Genomic DNA, 20,378 nt, shown 5'->3' with positions numbered 1-20,378 from the left:
GGTCAGCCGCGGCGCAGTGCGAAATGCGCGCCGCAGAACGCCATCACGGCACCGAGGCCCAGCGCGGCAATCCCCGCCAGCACGCCCGAGACCGTCGGCACCGGGCTCGGCGCCGAGGCCACCTGGCCCGCGCCCGCAAGCAGCAGCACGCCGACCGCGATCAGGAATTGCCGCATCCGTTGCGGGATCTGGCCCGAGACGGCGCTCTGCATCAATGTTGCCGTGAAATAACCGCCGGAGAAGCCGACGGAGGCGATCAGCCACCAGGCGATCGCCGCGCCCGCCGGTATGAACTCGTGCGTGTCCGAGTGCCAAAGGCCGCCGAGGTCGAGCCCGTAGCGCGCGCCCAGCATGTGCACGGCGAGCGCGAGCAGCACGCCGGAGATCACGGCGGCGCCGAGAATCAGGCGGCGCGGAAAAAAAATCGTCTCAGCCATGTCCCGCTTGTAGGATGGGGCAGGGCGCTCGCGCAAGCGGATCGCAGATGGGATCGCCCGGATTGGATTGATCGTGAAGATGCAGGATTCGGGAGCCGAGGCGGCTGCGGGTGCGAGCTACGCCTACAAGGCGTCGCTGATCGGCTCGGCGCATCGCTTCGAGCTGACGGAGGAGGGGCTGTCCTGGCACATCGGCGGCCGTTCGGCCCTATGGCGTTATGACGAGATCAGTGCAATCCGGCTGTCGTTCCGCCCGGTGTCGATGCAGCAGCACCGCTTTCGCGCCGATGTCAGCCACACCGGCGGCGGCCGCATTGCGATCCTGTCGACGAGCTGGCAGACCGCGGCCCTGATGGCGCCGCAGGACAATGGTTTTCGCAATTTCATCGTCGCGTTGCACGCGCGCATGGCGCAGGCCGGCAGCCGCGCCGAGTTGACCGCGGGCCTCGGCCGCAGGACCTACGCGGTGGTGTTGGCTTTCCTCGCGGTGCTTGCAGTGGCGATGATGGGGCTCCTGATCCGTGCGCTTGCGATCGGCGAATTCGCCGGCGCGCTGTTCATCATCGGCTTTGCCGCGCTGTTCGCCTGGCAGATCGGCGGGTTCGTCCGGCGTAACCAGCCGCGGAGCTACAGCTTCGATCGCGTGCCGAGCGCCTTGCTGCCCTAAATGGCCTTGCTGCCTTGGACGGCGCGTTACTCCGTCGAGTCGAAATCCTCTTCCTTGGTGCCGAGCAGCGATGCGATCGTGCGCAGGCCGGAATCGAGCTGCTCGAACGAAGGCGGGGCGAGCGCGAGCCGCACCGCGTTCGGTGCATGGCCATGGGCGATCGCGAAGGTCGAGGACGGTGTCAGCGCGATGCCGCGCCGGGCTGCTGCGGCGACGAAGGTCTGCGAGCGCCAGTGTGCCGGCAGCATGAGCCAGAGGTGATAGGAGCGTGGATCGGCGGAGAGCTGGTAGCCGGCGAGCAGCCTTGCCGCGGCCTGCTGGCGGCGCGCGGCGTCGACGCGTTTCAGCCGCGTCAGCTCGGCGACGGTGCCGTCTGCCATCAGCCGCTGCCCGGACGCCAGCGCATGGCCGGACGCGATCCAGCCGCCGGTGCGGACCGCGCTCATCACGCTCTCACGCAATCGCGGCGGCGCGACCAGGATGCCGAGCGCGAGGCCCGGCGCGACCTTCTTGGACAGGCTGTCGATCACGATGCAGCGGTCGGGGTCGAGCGCGGCCAGCGGCGTGTCGTCGGCCAGGAAGCCGTAGACGGCGTCCTCGATGATGGTGAGATCGAGTTTCTCGGCGACGCGCATGATGTCGGCGCGCCGTGTCGCGTTCATGGTGACGCCGAGCGGGTTCTGGATGATGGGCTGGAGATACAGCGCCGACAGATGCGCTTCGCGATGGGCCTTCTGGATGGCGTCGGGGCGCGCGCCAAATTCGTCGATCGGAATCGGGACCAGCGTCACGCCGAGCCGCGCGGCGATGCTCTTGACGTAAGGATAGGTCAGCGCCTCGACGCCGCAGCGGCCGCCGGTGGGAACGAGGGCTGCGAGGGCGGCCGCGAGCGACTGCTTGCCGTTGGCGGTGAAGACGATCTGCTCGGCCTGCGGCGCGAAATCCTTGCGTGCGAGATAGGCGGCGGCTGCATTGCGCGCGCTCTTGGTGCCGGTGCTGGTGGAGACGCGCAGCGCGGATTCGAGCGCGTCGACGCGCTCGAGGCCCGCAAGGCTCTTGGCGATCATCGCCCATTGCTGCGGCAGCAGCGGGTAATTGACCTCGAAATCGATCCGCGCGTCGCGCGGCTCGCTCAGCGCCTCGACCTCGCGCCTGATGGCGCCGGAGATGAAGGTGCCGCGGCCGACCTCGCCGACGACGAGGCCGCGGCGGAGCAACTCCGTATAAACCCGGCTCGCGGTCGAGACCGCAATGCCACGGTCATAGGCAAAATTGCGCTGCGGCGGCAGCCGGTCGCCGGGCCTTAACGTGCCGTTAGAGATATCGAGAGCAATGGCATCGGCAAGCTTCACGTATTCGAACTTGGACATTATTGCACCGAGATCAATGTTTCACTTGCTCCGAGCAGTGTACTGGAGCATTTAAGTTCCATCAAGCTTCACGATTGAGCCGAGGAGAGCGAGAGCAATCCGACGCAAATGAGGTGCAGGCGCTCGGGCGCTTGTGCCAACGGCATCCGCTTCGCCGCGTGGACAACAGGCCGGAGAAGGACAATGACCACGATCTCGCAGACCGCCGGGCGGAGTTTACGCTCATCCTCGTCGGACGGATTTTTCCGCAAGCTGGCCAACGGCGCCTATGCGCTGTTCGACCGCCTGGAGCAACGCTCCGCCGTCAAGACGCTGAACGACCTCGATGACCGCGCCTTGCGCGACATCGGCATCACGCGCAGCCAGATCGAGGACGCGGTCTACGGTCAGGCCAAAGCAGAGCTGACGCGGTTTCTGTAAGCGCTTCGCTCTTGTCCCGGACGCGCTGCGTCCGGGACACCAGACTGAGTTTTCAGGTGCACCTGCTTCGACATCGTCATTGCGAGCGCGGCGAAGCAATCCAGAATCCCTCCGCGGAAAGACTCTGGATTGCTTCCGCCTTCGCTAAAGCTTCGGCGGACAAGTCGCTGCGCTCGCAATGACGGCGTTTGTGGGTAGCACTGTCGCTCCTTTAGCTCGCGCTTTCATTGCAGACACACCTTCGCCTTCTCGCGGCTTGTTTTGCCCGAGCTTTGCTTCACCGCCTTGCCCTCAGTTGAAAGAGGGCGCAGGGAAGACCGGGCGCCGGCTGGCACCCGCAGTCCACTGTGCGAAGTTGCAGTAAGAAATTTGCACAGCGGCATACAGGTGAAGCCAAAACGTCCGGCCTTCCCTGCGCAGCGGTTTTACGGCTTATGCCGTGCTCTCCCCGGGGAGCGATGCACTATTGCCCCCGTCGCCTTGCGGATGGCTGATGCGCGAACCCGGTCGGGCCGCCACATCACCACAAGACTTGACGCACAGACCCCGGGCGTCAGGACGACACGGTTTTGCCGTACGCTGATCACATCGGTCGTATGCGCGACGCCTTCGCTCACGGTTGCCCGCCCTGCGAAACCATTCGCGCCGGTGTGACTAGCGTCCGCCGCTGTCCGGCCCGCGTTCGTGACGATCGCGATACGCCCCTCTTCCTTGGGCCGGGTTACCGCGACAGATACGCCGTTTCCGAATTTCGGTAAAGTGGAATATTTTCAGCGGCGGGCGTTGACCTGCAGTTTGGGTATTTTGCCCGACGGCTACGCAAGGGCTTGTAGCCCGGATGAGCGAAGCGATATCCGGGAATCGTGATACGAGCTGTCCCGGGTATCGCTTCGCTCACCCGGGCTACGACCTGGCTGCTTGCAATGCTGAGTTTCGCCGCAACCCTCAGTGCCTGACCACCAGCACCGAGCATTTTGCGTAGCGCACGACATGGCCGGCATTGGAGCCGAGGAAATAGGTGCGCATCGCCGGCCGGTGCGAGGTCATCACGATCAGCTCGGCCTTCATGTGCACGGCTTCCTCCAGGATCTCGTGGTAGATGCCGCCCTGGCGCACCACGCTGGAGATGCGGGATGGCTCGATGCCGGACTCGCGTGCGACGATGGCGAGGGCTTCTTCCGAGGTCTGGCGCTGCTGTTCGTCGAAATCGGCCGGCACGTATTCGGCCAGCATCACCGGCGTCATCGGCAGCACGTTGAGCAGGCGCACCACGCCGCTCCAGGTCTGTGACAGCGTTGCCGCGGTCGCGATCGCCGGCTTGGCCAGGTCGGTGTCGGCGAGGTCGATGGGCACGAGGATGGACTTGAACATCTGCGCCTCCAAATCTTCCAGTCAGGACGTCTTGCCGGCACGTCGCGCGATCAACCCGATCGAAGCAGCCTTAGCTTCGAAGCAGCCTTAACTTCGAAGCAACCTCGGACTGACGAACTGCACCAGCTTGCCGCGGCGGTAAGCCACGTCGCCCCAATCCTTGACGTCAAAGTCGAAGATCGCAAGCCCCGACGTGGGCAGATTGTCGGCGAGCGCCTTGGCGCCGGCCGGATCGCCGCTGCCCATCAGCATCAAGGCGACCTCATGCATGCCCGGATTGTGGCCGACCAGCAGCAACTGCTTTGGGTCGGCCGGGACGGTTGCAGTGCGAATGGATTCCAGGATCTGGGCGGGATCGGCGCCGTAGAGTTCCGGCAGGACCTCCACCTGCGGCGCGGCGACGCGGTCCTTCATGGTCTCCCAGGCGATGTCCCAGGTCTGCCGGGCCCGGACCGCATGCGACACCAGCACGGCCTCGGGAAAGGGGGGATGGGAGGCCATCCAGTCGCCGATCTCGGCGGCATCCTTGTGGCCGCGGTCGTCGAGCCGGCGGTCCTGGTCGCGGCCGCTCGGCGCGTCGGTCTCGGTCTTGGCGTGACGCAGCAGCAGCAAACGGCGCATGGCATTCTCGAATCGTTACACGACCAGGATAATCTACAGGCGCTGGTCGAGGACAAGGTGACAAGCGGCCGCTCAGTCCTTTAAGAAACGACATGAGCGAGACTTTCACAAGCGTGTCCCAGGAAGAAGCCGGCTTTCGCGACCGGGCGCGGCTGTCGTTCGACCTCGATGCGGACATTTGCGTCATCGGGGCCGGGCTTGCCGGACTGTCCATCGCGCTCGAAGCGGCCCGGCTGGGGGCCAGCGTCGCGGTGCTCGAGGGCCGCCACATCGGCTGGAACGCTTCCGGCAATCAACTCGGCACCGTCATGCCGGGCTTCGCGCTGCCGCTCGCCGAGCTGATCGAGCGCATCGGCTTCGAGGACGCGCGGGAATTGTGGACGCTGTCGAAAGCGGGCGCCGAGTTCGTCCGGGCCAATGCCACGGAAGAGAACATGCCCGGGATCGGCCCGACCGACGGCGTGCTCGAGGTCTCCAACGTCGATGCCGGCGACCGGCTGATCAGCCGCTTGCAGATGCTGAACGAGGATTTCGACACCGAGGCCGAGGGCTGGCAGGTCGATCGCGTCCGCGAAGTGCTCAAGACCGATCACTACTTTCATGGCGTGTATTATCCGAAGGCGTTCCAGGTCGACGGCCGCAAATATGTGCATGGCCTCGCGGCGCTGGCGCGGCGGGCGGGAGCGCGCATCTTCGAGGATACGCCGGTCGTCAGCATCGATCATTCCGGCATCCGCAAGCGGATCGTCACACCCTCGGCGCGGCTGCGCGCCACCCATATCGTGCTCGCCGGCAACATCCATCTCGGCGCGCCGTTGCGGCGCCTGTCGGAAACGCTGCTGCCGGTCTGGCGCTATGCCGGCATCACCGCGCCGCTCGGCGAGCGCGTGCACGAGATCATCGCCTTCAAGGGATCGGTGATGGATTCCGACGGCGTCGATCATTTCCGGATCGTCGACGGCGACCGCCTGATGTGGGAGAGCCCGGAGACCACCTGGGCGGCGCGCCCGCAACGCTTTGCGGGCGCCGTCAGGCGGCGGATCCGGTCGATCTTTCCCCAACTCGGCAATGTCGAGATCACCGAGACCTTCGGCGGCGCCACCGGCCAGACCGTGCATGGCATGCCGCAGATCGGCCAGTTGCGCAAAGGCCTGTGGGTGGCCAGCGGGTTCGGCCGCCAGGGCATGAACACCTCGGCCATGGCCGGGCAGCTGATCGCGCGCAGCATCCTGTGGGGCGACGAGCGCTGGAAGCTGTTCTCACCGTTCGAGCTGGTCTGGGCGGGGGGAACGACGGGGCGGGTTGCCGGCCAACTGGTCGGAATCTGGGGCAGGGCGAGTTCCGCTGCCGCAGGCTCGCTTGCCCGCTATCGGGAGCGCGCCAGGGTCAAGGACCGGGAACGCGAGACACGCCTCGCCGAAGCCAACCGGGCCGCCGGCACCGGCCCGCGCCGGCCGGCGCCCGAGATTCGGCCCCGGCCGGCCCCACCGCCGAAGCCTGTGGCAGAAGCCGTGGAACCGGTCCCGCAGGACGAGAGCGCCTCGCGATAAGGTGAGAAAAACTCGGCCCGGAAGTGTAACGTCGCCGGTTAGAGCCCGTATCTCAGGGCGTAGACGCTCCCGCATGGAGAATGAGATGTTTGACCGCCGCATCCTGTTGACGACCGTCGCCGGCCTGTTCGGCCTTGCGGCCTTCCGCTGGCTCAGAGCATCGCCCGCGGAGGCTGGAGAGAAAGCCGCGCAAAAATTCGAGATCGAGAAGACGGACGCCGAATGGCGTGCCCAGCTCACGCCGCAGCAATATGAGATCCTGCGCAAGGAAGGCACCGAGCGGCCGGGCTCCAGCCCGCTGCTCAAGGAGCACCGCAAGGGCGTCTTCGCCTGCGCCGGCTGCGACCTGCCGCTGTTCGCCTCCGACACCAAATTCGAGAGCGGCACGGGCTGGCCGAGCTTCTACCAGCCGATCGAGGGCAATGTCGGCAAGACCGAGGATCGCACCTTTGGCATGCTCCGCACCGAGGTGCATTGTCGGCGCTGCGGCGGCCATCTCGGGCACGTCTTCGACGACGGTCCGAAGCCGACCGGATTGCGCTACTGCATCGACGGTTTCGGGCTGGTCTTCCACCCCGCGGCGGCGTCGGCAACCTAGGTTTCGTCCGGCAATTGTTGCCGGTCCCGGCAATTGTGCCCCGGTCGTCAGACCGGGGCTTTTTCATTAAGTCATTGATATCGTGAGAGTACCCGCATTGGCATAGCCCTTGCGACAGTCTCCTCCGACTGCGGCCATGGTCGACCGGCCGCCGAGATCGGATCTGGAGACAAAGTTATGGGTATCTTCGATGCAATGAACACCTCGGTGGGTGGCCTGCAGGCGCAGTCCTACGCGCTGCAGAACATTTCCGGCAACATCGCGAACTCATCCACCACCGCGTACAAGGGCATCGGCACCAGCTTCGTCGATCTCATTCCCGACTCGTCGGTCCCGAGCAAGCAGGTCGCGGGCGGCGTGACGGCCAACGCCAAGGCCACCATCACCACGCAGGGCACAATCTCGGGCTCCAGCGTCGCCACCAACATGGCGATCACGGGTGACGGCTTCTTCTCGATCCAGAAGGCCACGGGCGTCGTCGACAACGCGCCGGTGTTCAGCGGCGTCACTTATTACACGCGGCGTGGCGACTTCCAGCTCAATGCCAACGGCAATCTGGTCAACGGCGCCGGCTACTATTTGATGGGTGTCACGGTCGACCCGAAGACCGGCAACCCGCAAGGCAACGTCGCGACAGTCCTGAAATTCCAGAACAACTTCATCCCGGCGCAGGCGACCACATCGATCCAGTACGCGGCCAACCTGCCGACCCAGCCGAACACCGTGGCGAGCACGACGGCGGCGACCAAGACGCTGCTGGCGGCCGGCGGACTGAACCCGTCGGACTTTGCGGCCAACCCGCTGCCGGTCGGCACGCCGCCTCCACCGTATGCAAACGCCACAACGTCCGGCGCTGCCGCAACCGGCAATATTCGCTCGCCGTACTCGTCGACCACTACGACCGGCACAACGGCGCTCCAGAATAACTCTGCAGCGGTGGCATCGACCACAACTTCGCTCGACAACGCCCTGGGTACGCATCTCGCCTCCACCACCCTCACCGCGCTCAGCGGCCAGGTGCTGACCATCAACGGCAACACGATCACGTTCAACGGCGGCACCACTGTCGTGACGGCCGGCAGCAACACCACGATCGGTCTCGGCGCGGGCACGACGGCCACGGTGGCCAGCATCATCTCCGCCATCCAGTTGGCCGGCGGCGCCGGCGTTACCGCATCGCTCAACCCCAGCGGCAACATCGTGATCTCCAGCGGCACCAGCACCGACGTACCGGTTGGTAGCGGCCAGGCGGCCACGGCGCTCGGCATCAGCAGCGTAACGCGCGGCGGCAACGTGCTGTCCTCCCCAGCGATCTCGGGCGCCACGGTGCTGAGCGGCGCGGCGGCGGCCGGCGGCGCCGAGGTGATCACATCGGGCTTCTCCGCCGGCGACGTCATCACGGTCAATGGTCAGCCGCTGACCTTCATGGCCGCCGGCGCGTCAGGCCCGAACCAAATCAACGTCACCGACAACATCACGATGCTGCTCGGCAAGATCGACGCGCTCTCCGGTGCAACGGGGTCGTCGGTCAGCAGTGGCGGCGTGATCACGCTGAACACCGGCACATCTTCCAACCTGTCGGTGGCGAGCTCCAACAGCGCGGCCTTCGCCGCGCTCGGCTTCACCTCGACCATCACCAAGAATCGTGACGGTGGTGGCGTTGCCGGTACCGGCGGCGTGATCGGCAATGACATCGCCACCTTCACCAAGGAATCGATCAGCGGTGGCGCGGTGACCGCCTACAACGCGGCCGGCACGCCGGTGAACCTGCAATTGCGCTGGGCCAAGACCGACAGCGCCTCGCTGGGCGCGGGCCATGCCGATAGCTGGAACATGTTCTACCAGACCGACCCGAATGCGACCGGCACGACCGTCGGCTGGGTCAATACCGGCCAGGCCTTCACCTTTGCCGCCGACGGCTCGCTGACCTCGCCGAGCGGCTCGGGGATCACCATCAACAATGTCAGCGTCAGCGGCCAATCGCTGGGCTCGGTCTCTTTCAACATCTCCTCGGGCGGACTGACGCAATATGCCAGCACCAGCGGCGCGGTCACCATCAACACCATCACCCAGAACGGCTATGCCGCCGGTCAGCTTCGCTCGGTCGCCGTCAACAACAACGGCCTCGTGGTCGGGACTTTCTCCAACGGCCAGAACCTCGACCTCGCACAGGTCTCGTTGTCGCACTTCAACGGCACCAACTACCTGAAGGCGCAGGACGGCGGCGCTTACTCAGCGACCGAACAGTCGGGCGCCGCTATCGATGGCGCTTCCGGTTCGATCAGCGGCTCGTCGCTGGAAGGCTCGAACACCGACATCGCCGACGAATTCACCAAGCTGATCGTGACCCAGCAGGCCTATTCGGCCAACACCAAGGTGATCACGACGGCGAATACGATGGTGCAGGACCTCTTGAACGTGTTGCGCTGATTGGGGCGTGACGTAACCAAAGGCGGCAAGTCAACATGGGTTTGAGTTCAGCCCTCGCCAGTGCGATTAGCGGTCTGCGTGCCAATCAGGCTGCGCTCTCGATCGTTTCCTCGAACGTCGCCAACTCGCAGACGCCGGGTTACGTCGTCCAGACGCCGAACCAGATCGAGGTCACCACCGGCGACTTCGGCTCGACGGTGACGACGACCGGCGTCAGCCGCGAGCTCGACACCTATGTGCAGAAGCAGCTGCGCACCGAGACCGGCGGCGGCGGCTACGCCGACCAGATGGCCAACATTCTGAAGCAGCTTCAGAATGTCTATGGCACGCCCGGCAACAGCGGTACGCTCGAAACCGCGCTGAACAGTTTCACCACGGCGCTGCAGGCGTTGTCGACCAACGCGGGCTCGTCGTCGGCGCAAACGGTTGCGCTCGGCGCCGCGCAGACGCTGGCGCAGCAGCTCAACCTCACCACCAAGGGCATCCAGTCGCTGCGCTCCAACGTCGAGCAGGATCTCAGCACCTCGGCGCAGCAGGCCAACGCGGCGATGCAGCAGGTCGCCGACATCAACGGAAGGCTGCAGGGCCTGTCGGAACACGACCCCTCGGCTGCGACACTGATGGACCAGCGCGACCAGGCCATCAACACGCTGTCGAAATATGTCGACGTCCACGTCACCACCGACGGGTCCAATCAGGCCAACATCTACACCACCACCGGTATCCAGCTGGTCGGCGCCGGGCTGGCCTCGCAATTCACCTTTGCGTCCGCCGGTGCGCTGTCGGCGACTTCGCTCTACAACATCGATCCGGCCAAATCCGGCGTCGGCGCGTTCAACATCAAGCTCCCGAACGGATCCTCGGTCGACGTCATCGCCAACAACGTGGTGTCTTCGGGCCAGATCGCGGCCGATCTGAAGCTGCGCGACCAGACGCTGGTGCAGGCGCAGAACCAGATCGACCAGTTCGCCGCAACGATGTCGAGCGCGTTGTCGGACAAGACCACGGCCGGCAGCACGGTCATCGGCCCGCCCGCCGGCTTCGATCTCGACCTTGCCGGGGCAGCGCCGGGCAACAGCGTCAACTTCAGCTACACCGACACGACCACCAACACGAAGCGACAGGTCACGCTGGTCAACGTGACCGATCCGGCGGCGCTGCCGCTGCAGAACCCCACCAACGCCAATCCGATGCAGATCGGGGTGAACTTCTCCGGCGGCATGAGCGCGATCGCCTCGGCGCTCAACACCGCACTTTCCGGCTCGCATCTCTCGTTCGCCGCCGCCCCGTCGCCGGCGACGGCCACCACATTGCGGGTGACCGACGACAACAGCGGCCTCGCCAAGGTCAATTCGGCCTCGATCACCAAGACGATCTCGTCGCTGACCTCGGGCAATCCGCAACTGCCGCTGTTCACCGATGGTGGCCAGGCGCTCTACACCGGCGCGATCACGGCATCGGGTTCGCAGATGACCGGCCTTGCCGGGCGCATCGCCGTGAACACGCAGCTCACCACCGACCCGACCAGGCTGTCGATCTACAACACCTCGCCGGTGACGCCCACCGGCGACACCACGCGCTCGGACTATCTCTATTCGCAGCTCACCTCGGCGGTGTTCTCCTATTCGCCGCAATCCGGTCTGGGCTCGGCGAGCCAGCCGTTTACCGGCAGCGTCTCGAACTACCTCCAGCAGTTCCTGAGCGTTCAGGGCAATGCCGCGACCCAGGCAACCCAGCTCCAGCAGGGCCAGAGCGTCGTAGTCTCGACGCTGCAGGCCAAGTTCAACTCGACCTCCAGCGTCAACCTGGACTCGGAGATGTCGAACCTGATCCAGCTCCAGAATGCCTATGCCGCCAACGCTCATGTCATGTCGGTGGTGCAGAGCATGATGAATACGCTGCTCCAGGCTCAAGTGTAACAAGTAACAGGGCTCTGAAACATGTCGATCAGCAGCATCAACTACTCCTCGTCGGTTCTCGGCTCGCAGATCCGCAACATCAACCAGCAGCTCACCGACCTGTCGACGCAGCTCTCGACCGGCAAGCTGTCGCAGAACTATTCCGGGATGGGCACCAACGAGGGCTTTGCGATCGCCGGGCGCGCGCAGCTCTCCAACATCGCCGCCTATACCGACACGATGACCAACGTCAACGTCAGCATCAATCTCGCCAATACCGCCCTGCAGGCGCTGACTACGATCCGCAACACGGTGCAGACGGGCTCGGCCAACACCGCGCAGGATCTCAACGTCAACGGCCAGACGGTGGCGCAGAACACCGCAGCCGCGCAATTCGGCTCGATGGTCGGCGTTCTCAACACGCAATCCGGCAATCGCTATCTGTTCTCCGGAACCGCCTTCAACACGCCGTCCGTCGCGAATGCCGGCGACATCATCAACGGCACCACGACGCAGGCGGGCTTCAAGACCGTCATGGCGGAGCGCCAGGCCGCCGACCTCGGTGCCAACGGCATGGGCCGGCTGGTGCTGGCGACGCCACAGCCGACGCCGGGCTCGGTGATGGTCTCGGAGGACGCGGCCGCATCGCCATTCGGCCTGAAGATCGCCGCAGTCTCCTCGACGCTGACCGGCGCGACGGTCACCGGCCCGAGCGGCTCGCCGGTGTCGTTCTCGGTCGACCTCAACGGCGTCAATCCGAAAAATGGCGACAAGCTCAGCGTGCAGTTCACGCTGCCCGATGGCTCGACCGAGCAGATCGACCTGACGGCGTCCAGCGCGACACCGACGCCCGTCGGCAGCTTTGCGATCGATGCAAGCGTCCCGGTCAACCCGAACAACACGGCGACGAACCTCAACACCGCGCTGAACACCGCGATCAAGAAGCTTGCCGGCACCTCGCTGGTGGCGGCGTCCGCTGTCACCGCCGGTGACAATTTCTTCAACACGGCGGGATCCGCCACCGCGAATGTGGCGGCCACCGGCAATCTGCGCTCCTATACCTCGACGACCGGGACGGGCTCGGTCGCGTTGCAGGACAGCGCATTGGCGATTGCGTCTACGACCACGTCGCTCGATTCTTCGGCGACACCCCATCTCAACGGGACCATTCTCACCGCGCTCGCCAACTCTCCGACCGGTACCACCCTGACCATCACCGGCGCGAGCGGCGCCCACACGATCACCTTCGACCCTACCGTCACCACTGTCACGACGGCTAACGGCAATACCACGATCGGATTGGCTTCGGGCAGCGCCGCGAAGGTGTCTGATATCTTGAATGCAATCGCGACGGCCGCCGGCATCCCCGCCGCCAACGTGACTCTGAGCGCCGGCGGCAATATCCAGATCGCGACCGGCACCGGCACGGACGTGGCGGTCACCGGCGGCGCGGCGGCCACGGCGCTCGGTCTCAGCAACGTGACGCGCGGCAGCGTGGCGTCGACGCCTCAGATCACCGGTTCAACTGTGCTGAGCGGCACTGCGACCACGGGCGGCCCGGAAGTCCTCTCAGCGGCGTTCCAGGCGCCCGATACGATCACGGTGAACGGTCAGACGCTGACTTTTGTCGCCTCGGGTGCCGTCGGCCCAAACCAGATCAACATTACCGACAACATCACAACTCTCCTTGGCAAGATCGATCAGATCACCGGCACCACGAAGCCGTCGACCATCCATGGCGGCGTGATCACGATCAACACGGACGATCCCGGGAGCCTCAACATCACGAGTTCGAACAGCACGGCGTTTGCGGCGCTCGGCTTCACGACCTCCCCGGTCACGGCGGCAAAGGCTCCGCTGCGCGTCGGCTCTTCGCCCCTCGGCTCGGCGACGACGCTGGTGAACGGCTCGGCCACCACCGTGCAATGGTACCTGGGCAATGACGGCCCCGGCTCGCCCCGCTCCACCGCGATGGCCCGGGTCGACGATTCCGTCACGGTGCAGTATGGCGCGCAGGCGAACGAGGACGCGATCCGCAAGGAGCTGCAGGCGGTCGCCGTGTTCGGGACGTTCTCGACCTCGCCGACCGGGCAGTATGCGGGCGGGCAGGTCGCCGCGCTGAGCCTGCGGGTGACGCAGGCCCTCACGAAGCAGCCCGGGCAGCAGCGCATCGAGGACATCCAGACCGACATCGCGATGGCCCAGAACACCATGAAGGACGCGGGTACGCGCCAGACCCAGGCCAAGGCGCAGCTCCAGACCATCATCGACCAGGCGGAATCGGCGCCGCCGGACCAGGTCGCGAGCGAGATCCTGTCGCTCCAGAACGCGCTCCAGGCGTCCTACCAGGTGACCTCGAACCTCGCGCAGCTCTCGCTCGTCAAGTTCCTGTAAGCGGGCGTTAAGGCGCCGTTAACCATGCCTCTTTACCTCTTGGTGAGGATTGCAGCGGGGCGGAGCTGACGATGTCGGAGAAGATGAAACTGGTGGTGGCCACGCCATGTTTCGGCGGGCAGGTGACGAGCATCTATGCGAGCTCGATCTTCGCGCTCCAGCGCGCCGTGCACGGCATGGCCAATCTCGAGCTCAAGGTGCTGCTGCGCGACGGCGATGCGTTAATCACGCGCGCGCGGGCCAATCTGGCCGCGATGTTCCTGGACGATCCCGAAGCGACGCATTTCCTGTTCATCGATGCCGACATCGGCTTCAAGCCGGAGCAGGTGTTCCGGCTGATCGAGTGCGGCGCGGACGTCGTCGCCGGCTGCTATCCGATCAAGCGGATCAACTGGGACAAGGCCGCGCGGGCGATCCAGTCCGGCCGCGCCGACGTGCCGGCCGCATCGCTCGACTACGTGCTCGAGATCGAGGACCCCGACCGCATCGTGGTGGTGAACGGATTCACCCGTGTGCGCTACGCCGGCACCGGCTTCCTGATGATCCGGCGCTCCGTGCTCGAGGCGATGTGCCGCCATCCGGACTACGCGGCCTTGCAATTCTTCCGCGAGCATTCGCACGATACGCTGGCGGCGAGCCAGAACCGGTTTGCCTTGTTCGAATGCATGATCGACCCGGCGACCGGCACCTATCTGTCCGAGGATTTCGCGTTCTGCAAGCGCTGGACCGACATCGGCGGCGAGATCTGGGCCGACATCGAAAGCTCGCTCGATCACGTCGGACCGTCGGTGTTCCACGGCGACATTACCTCGCAATTCGCACCGGCGCCCGCGGCGGCGGCCGATGCGGCGTGAGCCTTTCGGGATGAGCGCCGGCGCATCCCCTCTCTCAGCCAGCGAACGCGCGTCCGACGGCGGTTCGCGCTATCGCCTGCGCGATCTCTTCACACCGCTGGATACGCTGCTCGCCTCCGGCGGAGATCCGCGGCTGGCGCTCGATCCGAACGACCGTGTCAACGCCTACGGCTGCGCGGCTTCGCCGGAGCCGGAGCTCTGGAATTTCGCTTCCGCGACCGCGTCGACGATCTCGCAGATGGCCTATGACCGTGCCGCGTTGGCGCGCGAAGAGCTGATGCACAAGTGCCTGTTCGACGAGGTCGAAATCGCCTTCGACGCCCGTTGCGAGGACATGCGCAAGGAGCTGCGCGGCCACCTTGCGCTCTCGTCGCGCATCGACGTCGTGTTCTCGCCGTCCGGCACGGACTCCCAGCTTCACGCTCTGGTCGTGGCGCGCGCTGTGCTCGGCGCGGCGCCGGTGACGATCGTGGTCGGCGCCGACCAGACCGGAAGCGGAACGCCGCATACTGCACGTGGCCACCATTTCAGCACGATGACCGCAGGCGGCATGGCCGTGCGCAAGGACGGCGCAGTGACGGGGCTCGCCGGCGACAGCATTGCTGTGCCGCTGATCGACATGGCGGCCGGCATTGCGATGCGCACCGATGCCGATGCCGCGGTGCTGCGGGCGGTCGAGACCAGCCTCGCGCAAGGCCGCCGCGTTTTGTTGCAGATCATGGATTCGTCAAAACTCGGTTGGCGCGCCCCAAGCGAGGCCTGTCTCGACGAGATTGCGCGGCGCTGGCCGCGCAAGGTTCAAATCGTCGTCGATGCCTGTCAGGCGCGGCTCGGCCGCCGGCGGCTGCGCGCCTATCTCGACCGCGGTTATATGGTGCTGATCACCGGCTCGAAATTCTTCGGTGGACCCGCTTTCAGCGGTGCGCTGCTGCTGCCGAAAGGCCTGTCGCGGTCGATCGACCGGATGGGCGCGATCGCGCCGGGCATCTTCGATTATGCCGGCCGCTGCGATTGGCCGGTGGCATGGACGACGCTACGCTCGCGCTTCGAGCGCCGGCCGAATTTCGGTCAATGGCTGCGTTGGGAGGCCGCGCTGGCCGAGATCGGCAGCTACTACGCCGTGCCCGGGGCTTTCCGCGCCAGGATGCTGGCCGAGCTTGCAGCCGGCATCGACAGCATGATCGCGTTGTCGCCGTCGCTTCGCGCCGTTCCCAGCGCGATCGAGAAGTCAGGCGCGGACGACGAGGAATTCGCACAAGCCACGATCTTTCCGTTCACGCTGCTGCGCGGCGGCAAGCCGGTCTCGATCGCCGAGACCAGCGCAGTGCATCGGGCGCTGGCGCGCGACATGGCCGAGGAGATCAGCGGCAGCGCGGCGGACCGGCAAGTGGCCGCCCAGCGCTGTCTCGTCGGCCAGCCGGTCCGACTGGAGCGGCAGGACGGCGCGCCGCAGGCCGTGTTGCGCCTCTGCGTCGGCGCACGATTGGTGACCGAGGCGTGGTCGCCGGATACAATGCAGGCGCAACGCAATGTGCAGCAGGTTCTCGATCGCATCGCCCATGTGCTGGTGAAGATCGAGCTGCTGCTTGACCGTGGCGCAGTTGCGGCCGTGCCGGCAAAGTCCGCGTTCGAGGTGTGAGATGCAACATCCAGTTTCCGCGACGAGCGGTGTGACCGCGCCGAACCATGCCGACCGCATCGGCTTTGCGCAGTTGACGCGCCGCGCCTTTGAGGGCGGCGACCTGCATCCATTGCGCGAGCGGCTGCTGGCGCGGATCGAGGAGGGGACGGCCGAAGCCGGCGAAGGCCTCGATCTCTCGCTGATTGCCCAGCTTCTCGGCGAGAAGGAGGCCGGGCTGGTGATCCAGACCGAGGTGCTCTCCTTCCACCAATTGTTTCGGACGCCTTGCGCTGCTGCAAAACCCCGGCTGCGCGTGCTCGCGCTCGCCGCCGATATCGACATGGGCGGCAACACGCCGATCGACTTCCTGCTCGAAGATTCCGATATCGAGCTGTTGACGCTCTACGTGGTCAAGGGCATCGGCCTGCCGGAGACTCTGCCCGAGCACGACGTCGCCATCGTGATCGCGTCCGATTCCGAGGAGTGCCGGGAGGCGCTCGCGCTGATCGAGAAGGCCGCGCCGCACTGGCCGAGGCCGCTGCTCAATCGCCCCGATCTCATCGGCAATCTCGATCGCGACAAGCTGTATCGTCTGCTGGCGGGCGTGCCCGGTCTCGACATTCCCGTGACCGCCCCCACGACGCGCGCGCAATTGTCGGAGCTTTCGCAAGGCAAGATCGTTTGTGAGGAGATCACGGGCGAACTGCGCTTTCCGATGATCGTGCGGCCGCGCGGCACACATGCCGGCGTCGGACTTGCCAAGCTCGACGACGCGGTGGCGCTCGCGGCTTATCTTGCCGAGCGGCAAGAGCAGGACTTCTTCGTCGCGCGCTTCGTCGACTATGCGAGTTCCGACGGACTCTACCGCAAATATCGTCTCGCCATGGTCGACGGCAAACCCTATGCCTGTCACATGGCGATCGCCGATCGCTGGGACATCTGGTATCTCAACGCCTTCATGGCGTTCAGCGAGGAGAAGCGGGCCGAGGAAGCCGTCTTCATGCTCGACTTCGACCATGCGTTCGCGGCGCGCCACAAAATCGCGCTGGACGAAATGAGCAAGCGCGTCGGTCTCGATTACTTCATCGTCGATTGCGCCGAGAACCAGAACCGCGAGCTGCTGGTCTTCGAAGCGGACAACACCGCCGTCGTGCACAACATGGATCCGCCGGCCGTGTTTCCGTACAAGCCGCCGCAGATGCGCAAGATCTTCGCGGCATTCACGACGATGCTGTCACGACACGCAAGAGCGGACGAGGAGAGTGCAGCATGAACGAGATCATCCGCAACGCGCAAAGCTCCGTCACGCACACTTCGCTCGATCCGCAGGACTGGAGCGAATTTCGCGCGCTCGCCCATCGCATGCTTGACGAGACGATCGATAGCATCGCCAACATTCGCGCGCGTCCGGTGTGGCAGCCGATCCCCGACGGCGTCCGCGCGGCATTCAAGGCCGACGTGCCGCGCGAGGCGAGCGATCTCGCCGACGTCTATCGTGACTTCTCCGAACATGTCGCGCCCTATACGACCGGGAACGTCCATCCCGGTTTCATGGGCTGGGTGCATGGGGGCGGCACCGCAGTCGGCATGGTTGCGGAAATGCTCGCGGCAGGCCTCAACGCCAATCTCGGCGGCCGCGACCACATGCCGATCGAGGTCGAGCGCCAGGTCGTCGACTGGATGCGCGGCTTGTTCGCCTTCCCGGAAAGCGCGAGCGGCATCTTCGTCACGGGCACGTCGATGGCGAATCTGATGGCAGTACTGGTGGCACGTACCAGCGCGCTCGGCACGTTGGCGCGGCAGTACGGCATCGGCAATGATGGTGCGCTTCTCACCGCCTATACGTCGCAGGCCGCGCATGGCTGCGTCTCGAGGGCGATGGACATCGCCGGGCTCGGCACCGACGCGCTGCGCAAGATCGGCGTCGATGCCGATCATCGCATGGACGTTGCCGCGCTACGTGCGCAGATCGCGACCGATCGCGAGGTCGGCTTCAAGCCGTTCCTCGTCGTCGCGTCCGCCGGTACGGTCGATATCGGTGCGGTCGACGATCTCAGGGCGATCGCGCAGCTGTGTCGCGAGGAGGGAATCTGGTTTCACGTCGACGGCGCCTTCGGTGCGCTCGCGATCCTGTCGCCCGAACTTGCGCCGCTGCTGGGCGGCATCGAGCTTGCGGATTCCATTGCGCTGGACTTCCACAAATGGGGACAAGTGCCTTATGACGCCGGCTTCCTGCTGGTGCGCGACGGCGAGCAGCATCGGCAGGCCTTTGCGCAGCCCGCGGCCTATCTGCGCCGCGAGGCGAGGGGACTTGCGGCCGGCGCGATCTGGCCCTGCGATCTCGGCCCCGATCTGTCGCGCGGCTTCCGTGCGCTGAAGACGTGGTTCACGCTGAAGACGTTCGGCACAAATCGGCTCGGTGCGGTGATCGCGCGAAGCTGTGCGCTGGCGAAATATCTGGAGACGCGCGTTCTCGCCGAGCCGCGGCTGGAATTGCTGGCACCGGTCAATCTCAACATCGTCTGCTTCCGTTACCGCGCTGCCGACGAGGTCAATCGCGAGATCGTCGCCGACATCCAGGAGTCCGGTATCGCGGCGCCCTCGAGCACGACGCTGGACGGCAGGTTTGCGATCCGCGCCGCGATCGTCAATCACCGTACCGACGAGTCCGACATCGACGCGCTGGTCGCGGCCGTGCTGGAATTCGGCGGACGCCGGAGCGGGGGAGTGATCGAAGTCGAGGCGCCGCCGCTCGCGGCACAGTAGCTCGATGCATGTCTGAAACGACAACGGCCCCGGAGGCGATCCGGGGCCGTTGTTGTTTGTGTGGGCTGGTCGCGCCAACGCGTGGGATCAGGCGGCGGTGCTGACGTCCTGGTCCGCTTCGGCCTTGGGATGGGTTGCCTCGAACTGGCCGCGCAATTTCTCTTCATAGGCGATCAGCCTGCGGGCGTCCTTCAGTGCGCGATAGAGGTCGCCGTTGAGGATGTTGTTGTTTATGCCTTCGATGATCGGCCAGGAGCTCGGCACCGCGGTGACGATGTCGCGCACCAGGTTGAAATAGGTGCCGTGCTGGGTCTGCGGATCCGGCGAGATGTACATGAGCTGGACCGCCAGATAGACGAGCTTGGCGGGCGAGTCGGCGGTCTCCGGTGTGAGGATGTCGCGCTCGCGCAGGATCGGCACGTTGTCGCCGTCGATCAGAAGGCGGGCGCGCTGGTCGGTGTTGGTTATTACGCAGTTACCGACGATGATGCGTTCGTGCGGTCTGAGCTCGACCTTGAGGGCCATGCCTGTTCTCCATCAACGCTTTCGTAACCGAGCGTGTGTTGCGGCGGATCAGGGCGCAATACTCCATCAAGACTAGTTAACGAGTTGTAAATCCCGGCCGATGTCGCGGAAAATCTCAATCATATCAACGCCGAAATCGCCCGGCTGCGTGGCGTCGCGGGTGTGCGAATGGGCCGAATCGCGCGCCGACTCAGCAAAAGCGCCGATTTCATTTCATGTTTCGTTAGAGGACTCCGCCCCACGGTCCGCCGGTCGCTGGGTCACTCGATCCATGCAGACGCGTAACAGTAAGCGTCGTTTACCAGAAAGGTAACACCCAATGTCCGGTATCGTTCTCTCCTCCTCGGTTCGTCAGAACCTCCTCTCTCTCCAGTCCACCGCTGATCTTCTCGCCACCACGCAGAACCGTCTGTCGACCGGCAAGAGCGTCAACTCGGCCTTGGACAATCCCACCAACTTCTTCACCGCACAGTCACTCGACAACCGCGCCAGCGACATCAACAATCTGCTCGATGGCATCGCCAACGGCGTGCAGGTGCTGCAGGCTGCCAACACCGGCATCACCTCGCTGCAGAAGCTGATCGACTCTGCGAAGTCGATCGCCAACCAGGCGCTGCAGACCACTGTCGGCTACTCCACCAAGTCCAACGTCTCCGCCACGATCGCGGGTGCGACGGCGGCCGATTTGCGCGGCACGACCTCCTATGCGAGCGCCACCGCGAGCAGCAACGTCGTGTTCAGCGGCGCGGCTGGCGGCATCACCGCGGCGACTGGCACCTCGACCCTCGGCGCCACCATCGGCTCCTTCACCGGCACCACGGCAACGACCGGCGCCGGCGGCACCACGGCGCTGACC

Annotated in this window: 17 protein-coding genes; 12 read left to right on the top strand and 5 right to left on the bottom strand. The window is 65.4% G+C overall.

All coding sequences use genetic code 11. The features are described 5' to 3' along the window. Positions 1-2: 2 nt before the first annotated feature. Entirely contained in the window at positions 3-437 is a 435-nt protein-coding gene (locus AC0L20_RS37830) for a hypothetical protein (RefSeq protein ID WP_027566871.1), read from the bottom strand. 79 nt (positions 438-516) lie between these two features. Between AC0L20_RS37830 and AC0L20_RS37825 the strand changes: the two genes are divergently transcribed. Beyond that, positions 517-1,104: a hypothetical protein gene (locus AC0L20_RS37825; RefSeq protein ID WP_473295373.1), complete on the top strand. Its 588-nt coding sequence runs from the start codon at positions 517-519 to the stop codon at positions 1,102-1,104. A 26-nt stretch (positions 1,105-1,130) separates the two neighbouring features. On the opposite strand, the gene AC0L20_RS37820 is transcribed toward AC0L20_RS37825, so the two are convergent. Next, the gene (locus AC0L20_RS37820) at positions 1,131-2,474 is read right to left on the bottom strand and encodes an aminotransferase-like domain-containing protein (RefSeq protein ID WP_473295368.1); all 1,344 of its coding nucleotides are present in this window, start codon (positions 2,472-2,474) and stop codon (positions 1,131-1,133) included. A gap of 183 nt (positions 2,475-2,657) precedes the next feature. Between AC0L20_RS37820 and AC0L20_RS37815 the strand changes: the two genes are divergently transcribed. Continuing rightward, positions 2,658-2,894, top strand: a complete 237-nt coding sequence (locus AC0L20_RS37815) for a DUF1127 domain-containing protein (RefSeq protein ID WP_456769128.1) — start codon at positions 2,658-2,660, stop codon at positions 2,892-2,894. A 945-nt stretch (positions 2,895-3,839) separates the two neighbouring features. Here AC0L20_RS37815 and AC0L20_RS37810 read toward each other — a convergent pair. Beyond that, entirely contained in the window at positions 3,840-4,265 is a 426-nt protein-coding gene (locus AC0L20_RS37810; RefSeq protein WP_007602088.1) for a universal stress protein, read from the bottom strand. Between the two features lie 87 nt (positions 4,266-4,352). After that, entirely contained in the window at positions 4,353-4,886 is a 534-nt protein-coding gene (locus tag AC0L20_RS37805; RefSeq protein WP_473295367.1) for a SixA phosphatase family protein, read from the bottom strand. Positions 4,887-4,978: 92 nt separating this feature from the next. On the opposite strand from AC0L20_RS37805, the gene AC0L20_RS37800 reads away from it, so the two are divergent. The 9 genes from AC0L20_RS37800 (at position 4,979) to AC0L20_RS37760 (ending at position 18,997) form a co-directional block, all read left to right on the top strand. Further along, positions 4,979-6,436, top strand: a complete 1,458-nt coding sequence (locus AC0L20_RS37800) for an NAD(P)/FAD-dependent oxidoreductase (protein WP_473295366.1) — start codon at positions 4,979-4,981, stop codon at positions 6,434-6,436. Between the two features lie 85 nt (positions 6,437-6,521). Beyond that, positions 6,522-7,034, top strand: a complete 513-nt coding sequence (gene msrB / locus AC0L20_RS37795) for a peptide-methionine (R)-S-oxide reductase MsrB (protein WP_085357245.1) — start codon at positions 6,522-6,524, stop codon at positions 7,032-7,034. Between the two features lie 177 nt (positions 7,035-7,211). Continuing rightward, positions 7,212-9,464, top strand: coding sequence for a flagellar hook-basal body complex protein (locus AC0L20_RS37790; protein WP_456769132.1), 2,253 nt, complete (start codon positions 7,212-7,214; stop codon positions 9,462-9,464). Between the two features lie 35 nt (positions 9,465-9,499). After that, positions 9,500-11,383: a flagellar hook-associated protein FlgK gene (gene flgK / locus AC0L20_RS37785; protein ID WP_473295365.1), complete on the top strand. Its 1,884-nt coding sequence runs from the start codon at positions 9,500-9,502 to the stop codon at positions 11,381-11,383. 21 nt (positions 11,384-11,404) lie between these two features. Next, a complete protein-coding gene (locus AC0L20_RS37780; protein ID WP_473295364.1) occupies positions 11,405-13,756 on the top strand; it encodes a flagellar hook associated protein in 2,352 nt (783 codons plus the stop codon). Positions 13,757-13,827: 71 nt separating this feature from the next. Continuing rightward, on the top strand, positions 13,828-14,610 hold the full coding sequence (locus AC0L20_RS37775) for a hypothetical protein (RefSeq protein WP_247392603.1): 783 nt from the start codon (positions 13,828-13,830) through the stop codon (positions 14,608-14,610). After that, on the top strand, positions 14,600-16,249 hold the full coding sequence (locus AC0L20_RS37770) for a hypothetical protein (RefSeq protein ID WP_473295363.1): 1,650 nt from the start codon (positions 14,600-14,602) through the stop codon (positions 16,247-16,249). The genes AC0L20_RS37775 and AC0L20_RS37770 overlap by 11 nt, the downstream gene beginning before the upstream one ends. Before the next feature lies 1 nt (position 16,250). Then, the gene (locus tag AC0L20_RS37765) at positions 16,251-17,504 is read left to right on the top strand and encodes an ATP-grasp domain-containing protein (RefSeq protein ID WP_473295362.1); all 1,254 of its coding nucleotides are present in this window, start codon (positions 16,251-16,253) and stop codon (positions 17,502-17,504) included. Then, complete coding sequence (locus tag AC0L20_RS37760) at positions 17,501-18,997, top strand: pyridoxal phosphate-dependent decarboxylase family protein (protein ID WP_473295361.1); 1,497 nt, start codon at positions 17,501-17,503, stop codon at positions 18,995-18,997. Before AC0L20_RS37765 ends, AC0L20_RS37760 begins: the two co-directional genes overlap by 4 nt. 87 nt (positions 18,998-19,084) lie before the next feature. On the opposite strand, the gene flbT is transcribed toward AC0L20_RS37760, so the two are convergent. Next, complete coding sequence (flbT, locus tag AC0L20_RS37755; RefSeq protein WP_473295360.1) at positions 19,085-19,522, bottom strand: flagellar biosynthesis repressor FlbT; 438 nt, start codon at positions 19,520-19,522, stop codon at positions 19,085-19,087. A gap of 319 nt (positions 19,523-19,841) precedes the next feature. Between flbT and AC0L20_RS37750 the strand changes: the two genes are divergently transcribed. Further along, on the top strand, positions 19,842-20,378 hold a 537-nt coding region (locus AC0L20_RS37750), incomplete at its 3' end, for a flagellin N-terminal helical domain-containing protein (protein WP_473295359.1).

It is taken from the genome of Bradyrhizobium sp. Kon58 (assembly GCF_055807455.1).
This window is presented reverse-complemented; position numbering and strand designations above follow the sequence as displayed.